Annotated in this window: 4 protein-coding genes and 1 pseudogene; 3 read left to right on the top strand and 2 right to left on the bottom strand. The window is 43.5% G+C overall.

The window, feature by feature from the left end:
- Positions 1-40: 40 nt before the first annotated feature.
- Positions 41-481 (bottom strand): SRPBCC family protein, encoded by a 441-nt coding sequence (locus G1O98_RS36470; RefSeq protein WP_163939104.1) that lies wholly within the window; start codon positions 479-481, stop codon positions 41-43.
- A gap of 199 nt (positions 482-680) precedes the next feature.
- Here G1O98_RS36470 and G1O98_RS36465 point away from each other — a divergent pair, with 199 nt between their 5' ends.
- Both G1O98_RS36465 and G1O98_RS39535 read left to right on the top strand, forming a co-directional pair.
- On the top strand, positions 681-2333 hold the full coding sequence (locus G1O98_RS36465; RefSeq protein WP_163939102.1) for a mechanosensitive ion channel: 1653 nt from the start codon (positions 681-683) through the stop codon (positions 2331-2333).
- A 139-nt stretch (positions 2334-2472) separates the two neighbouring features.
- A pseudogene (locus G1O98_RS39535) lies at positions 2473-2586 on the top strand (reverse transcriptase); the annotation flags it as partial.
- A 126-nt stretch (positions 2587-2712) separates the two neighbouring features.
- Here the strand turns inward: G1O98_RS39535 and G1O98_RS36460 are convergent.
- A complete protein-coding gene (locus G1O98_RS36460; RefSeq protein ID WP_163939100.1) occupies positions 2713-3813 on the bottom strand; it encodes a GTP-binding protein in 1101 nt (366 codons plus the stop codon).
- Positions 3814-3950: 137 nt separating this feature from the next.
- Between G1O98_RS36460 and cysS the strand changes: the two genes are divergently transcribed.
- A complete protein-coding gene (gene cysS, locus G1O98_RS36455; RefSeq protein ID WP_163939098.1) occupies positions 3951-5405 on the top strand; it encodes a cysteine--tRNA ligase in 1455 nt (484 codons plus the stop codon).
- Positions 5406-5478 lie beyond the last annotated feature (73 nt).

Raw genomic sequence — 5478 nt, 5'->3', positions numbered from 1 at the left:
TGCCCCCCGTGCCCCTCTACCTTTTCTGCCCAATGCCCAATTACGAATTTTCTGCGACTCGTTTCAGGCGGCGGAGTTGGGCTTGCATATCTTCTTTTGTCCAAGATGCGGCAAAGGTATTGAAACCCCAACTCACTAAGGGGTTAGGAATATCGAACTCAAAACGGTTTAGTAGGAGCGTTCCCTTTTCTGTGGGTTGACATTCCCAGCGATCGCGCCCTTGAAAAAATCCCTGAAATTCCCAGACTACCAAACCCGGTTGTCGTTCCACAACTACGCTATTCAACGTAGGTTTCAGTAGAGGAATTTGAATGATAAAACGGCTTTTACTGCCGACATCAGTACTCCAAGATTCACCCACAGGTTCGCAACGGAGGACAGGGTTGAGCCAGCGTTGCATGAGAGCTAAATCGCTAATACAGCGCTCTACCACCGTAGCTGTAGCATTAATTTGAATCGATTGCTCCAAAACTTGAGGCATTGCAGATTTTCGATGCTGTTGCTGCAATTAGAGTAACGCAAAACTCAGCACTGACAGTAAATTAAATCAAATATTAGTAACAAAGTCAAAAATTACTCTTGATATCAATGCCATAGATGTATGTTTTTACTGGTAAATTGATAGGCAAAACACTTACTCAGTGTTTGCGGCGAATACTTAAGCTTAATTCCCGAAAACCATGAATACAACTTGGCAAGGAATAATCCAGGTGATAGAAGTTGTTTTGCCCATGAGGGTGCAGCAATTTTTGGCACAATCCCCCAGTCTGCAACCGACGCAACCAGCAGTGAATCAAGGAATCGCTGATGTACAAGGTATTATTCAACAGATAATTCTGTTTACGCCCCGTCTTCTGGGGGCAGTAGCAATTTTGTTAGTAGGTTGGCTAATTGCAGCGATCGCAGCAGCCGTAACGCAAGGAATCCTCAAGCGCACAAATATCGATAACCGCATTGCCACAGGGATAACAGGTCGTCAAGATGTTCCCCAGGTGGAGAAATTAATCTCCACCTTAGTCTTTTGGAGCATTATTCTATTGACGGCGGTAGCTGTTTTACAGACATTGGATCTGGAGGTAGCCTCTCGACCCCTCAATAATTTTCTCAATCAACTTATTGGCTTTTTGCCAAATTTGGTTGGTGCGGGAATCCTTTTGGCAACCGCCTGGTTTTTGGCGACCATTGTCAAGATTATCACTGTGCGCTCATTACAGGCATTTAATCTGGATGAGCGTTTGAATCCAGAACCAGAAGACAGCGCACCCAGCCTAAATCAGTTGTCTCTAAGTGAGACGATTGCTAATGCTCTGTATTGGTTTATATTTTTACTGTTTCTTGCCCCAGTTTTAGATAGTCTTGGACTAAGGCAGGCTTTACAACCAGTACAAGCTCTCATTACAGAAGTTCTGCTAATTCTACCGAACATTTTAGCGGCGATCTTAATTGCTGTAGTTGGTTGGTTCATCGCTAATGTAGTCCGGCGGATTGTGACGAACTTGTTGGCGACAACTGGTATTGACCATTTAGGTAGCCGGTTGGGATTATCTGCAAGTGCGGGGGTGCAACCTCTATCGAATATTATCGGCACAATTGTCTATGTTTTGATTTTGATTCCTGTAGCGATCGCAGCGCTTAATGCCTTGCGAATTGATGCGATATCTGTCCCGGCGATCGCCATGCTACAACAGGTTCTCAACGCTCTCCCTGCCATCTTTACAGCCGTGGCAATTTTAATTGTTGCCTATTTTGTGGGGCGGTTTGTGGCGGATTTAGTTACAAGTATCCTCACCAATTTAGGCTTTAACAACATTTTCACTATTTTGGGTCTGACTACACCCACTAGACGCATCGAAATTTCAACTGAACCAACAACTGCCCATATCCCAAACCGCACTCCATCGGAAATTGCAGGTATTGTTGCCTTAGTGGGTATCATGCTGTTTGCAACGGTGGCGGCGGTGAATATCTTGAATATTCCAGCCCTGACAGCATTAGTGTCTGGTATTGTGATTATATTTGGGCGAATTTTGGCGGGATTGGTGATATTTGCTATTGGCTTATTCCTGGCAAATCTAGCTTTTAATATCATTACCAGTTCCGGCGAACGTCAGGCAGAGATTTTGGGACAAGTAGCGCGAATTGCCATTATTGCCTTAGTCTCTGCAATGGCACTGCAACAGATTGGAGTTGCCAGTGATATTGTGAATTTAGCCTTTGGACTTTTACTCGGTGCGATCGCAGTTGCTATTGCCCTAGCCTTTGGTCTTGGAGGGCGCGATATTGCCCGCGAACAAGTTCAAGAATGGCTAAACTCTTTCAAAGGTAGAAACTAAAAGTTGATGAAGGCGCAATTTCATCTGTATATAGCAATCCTAAATCATTCGTGAGAATTTGAAATTGTTGCTACCCTTCTTAGTCCCCCCAAGACATCGGGGGGACGGCATTAGCTGGGGGGAAAATTTTTTACAACTTTGGCAAGCAATCGCAAAATCTGCTTTAGAACCAGCACATGAAGCAACATTTCATGCTAGAAACTACGGTTTTAGACCAGGATGTTCGGCACATGATGCCCAGAAAATTCTGTTTAATATTACGACGGAGATTTAACTTACTGGAGCGAACGCAATAGTAAGTTAATAGATGGCGAAGTAATTGGGAATTCATTCCCAGGTTACACCTGGGAACGAGTAGTAAACTTTTAACTCCTAACTTTTATTTCCCAAACCCTTTACCACGAGAGGTTGAAGGTAGACAAATACAGTTTTCGAGTTGACTAATTAAAGCCTCACGATCCAAATTTTGACCAATCAGTACTAGTTGGTTTTTCAATTGACCTTGCCATTCATCATCATCCAAGGTGAAGCGTTTACCGCAAAGGTGGAAAATATGACGCTTCGGACTTTCATCAAACCACATAATCCCCTTGGCTCGGAAGATATTTGAGGGTAGCTGGTTATCTAAGAAATACTGAAACTTCCTAATAGAAAAAGGCTTGTCACTTTGGAAAGAGATGGAAGTAAAACCATCATTTTCTAAATGGTCAGAATGATGATGATCGTGGTGATCGTGGTCATGGTCGTGATGATCGTGACCGCATGTTGAGTGGTCATGATCGTCATGATGATCGTGATGATCGTGTTCATCCACCACTGTGTCAAAATATTTATCCGACTCAAACAGACCAACACTCAAAATTAAAGGAAGTGGCACTTGCGATCGCGTAGCGCGAATAATTCTTGCTCCTTCCTTAACTTCGTTAATTTTTGTTTCTAACTCGTTCAAAGTGGCTTCATCAACCAAATCGGCCTTGTTCAGCACAATAACATCACCGTATGCAATCTGACTGTATGCGGCTTCAGAGTTAAATAAATCTAGGCTGTAATTCGCCGCGTCTACCACGGTAATAATCGAATCTAAGCGGGTTAAATCTCGTAATTCTGTGCCCAGAAATGTTAAAGCTACTGGTAGCGGATCTGCTAATCCAGTTGTTTCCACTACTAGATAATCTAGATTTTCTTGGCGTTCTAAAACTTTGTAAACTGCATCTACTAAATCATTATTAATAGTGCAGCAAATACAACCATTATTTAGTTCCACCATGTTCTCACCAGTGGAAACAATTAGCTCGTTGTCGATGCCAATTTCACCAAATTCATTCACGAGAACAGCGGTTTTTAAACCCTGTTGGTTGTTGAGGATATGATTGAGTAAAGTCGTCTTCCCACTACCGAGGAATCCCGTAATAATTGTTACTGGCATTCCTTGTTTGGGCGTATCCATTGCCGAAGATTCGGGTGTAACTGCTGATTGCATAGCGCTGTTATCAAATAGTCAAAAAATAGTAATGTAGCGCAGATAGTCCAGAAAACACTAGCATAGGGATGCTGGACTGTCATCCCAGCTGCTTTACCCTATTATTACGTATCTCCTTATTTCAGCATTACTCTGTTATGACCCTAACACTCTACAATACCCTCACCCGTCGTCAAGAACCGTTTGAAACAGTCGAACCAGGCAAGGTTAAGATGTATTACTGCGGCGTGACGGTGTACGACTACTGCCATTTGGGTCATGCTAGAGCTTGCATTGTTTGGGATGTAATCCGCCGATACCTCCAGTTTATCGGTTATGAAGTCCGATATATCCAAAATTTTACTGATATTGATGACAAGATTCTCAATCGAGCCCGTGTTGAAAATTCATCAATGGAAGCTGTGGCCGATCGCTTTATCAAAGCATATTTTGAGGATATGGCGCGGTTAGGAATCAAAGAAGCCGATGAATATCCCCGCGCTACCCACACGATGAATGGCATTCAACGGTTAATTCATGAATTAGAAAATAAAGGTTTTGCTTACCCCTCTGATGGTGATGTCTATTATGCAGTCCGGCAGTTTGCTGAGTATGGCAAGCTTTCTGGACGCAGGTTAGAAGATATGCAAGCGGGGAAAAGCGAGCGCGTCAACGTAGAAGATCCAGAATATCAGAAAAAGAAAGACCCCTTTGATTTTGCTTTATGGAAAGCAGCAAAACCGGGAGAACCCGCTTGGGAATCACCTTGGGGCGCAGGTCGTCCGGGGTGGCATATAGAATGCTCGGCAATGGTACGCGATCGCTTGGGTGATACCATCGATATTCATGCTGGTGGTGCTGACTTAATTTTTCCCCACCACGAAAACGAAATTGCCCAATCTGAGGCTGTAACAGGAAAACCCCTAGCGCGTTACTGGTTGCATAACGGCATGGTGAAGGTAGATGGTGAAAAAATGTCCAAATCTTTGGGCAACTTTACCACTATTAGAGACTTACTGGATCGAGGAGTTGACCCGATGGCAGTACGGTTATTTGTGCTAACTGCTCAATATCGTACACCCATAGATTTTACCGACGAAGCGATCGCCGCAGCAACCAACGGTTGGCACACCATTAAGGAAGGTTTACTTTTCGGCTACCAATACGGCAAAAAACTAGGCTGGGAACTAGAAAAGGGAGAACATTCCCCAATTGAAAATTCAGATGTTGAGCGTTTTCAAGAAATTGTGAATAACGACTTTAATTTTCCAGGTGGATTAACAGTACTCTTTGAATTAGCTAAAGAACTGCGCCGTGAGGGGCATATTCTTGTACATGAAGGGAAAACCGAAACATCTCCAGATAAGTTAAAGCATCAATGGCAAACCCTTGTCACATTGGCTAGAGTTTTGGGTTTAGAAGCCGAGATAGAAGCAGAACCTGACAAAAATAATGGTTTAAGCGATGCGGAAATTGAAGCGAAAATTCAGCAAAGGCAAGAAGCGCGTCAAGGCAAAAATTTTGCCGAAAGCGATCGCATTCGTGACGAACTTCAAGCAGAAGGTATTACGCTAATTGATAGCCGTGATGGTACGCGCTGGCATCGGAATTAGAAGTGACTTGGAACTAGGGACTGGGTACTGGGAAAGAATTATTTTGATCCCATTCTTTCCCAGTACCCAGTCC

It is taken from the genome of Nostoc sp. UIC 10630, assembly GCF_010747425.1.
Lineage (GTDB): Bacteria > Cyanobacteriota > Cyanobacteriia > Cyanobacteriales > Nostocaceae > Nostoc.
Note: the sequence above shows the minus strand (reverse complement) of the source record. Positions and strands in the feature narration are given on the sequence as shown.

Excerpts from the sequence above, each read along its gene's own strand:
- G1O98_RS36465 (WP_163939102.1), top strand. The coding sequence starts at position 681 with ATGAATACAACTTGGCAAGGAATAATCCAGGTGATAGAAGTTGTTTTG.
- cysS (WP_163939098.1), top strand. The coding sequence starts at position 3,951 with ATGACCCTAACACTCTACAATACCCTCACCCGTCGTCAAGAACCGTTT.
- G1O98_RS36460 (WP_163939100.1), bottom strand. The coding sequence starts at position 3,813 with ATGCAATCAGCAGTTACACCCGAATCTTCGGCAATGGATACGCCCAAA.
- G1O98_RS36470 (WP_163939104.1), bottom strand. The coding sequence starts at position 481 with ATGCCTCAAGTTTTGGAGCAATCGATTCAAATTAATGCTACAGCTACG.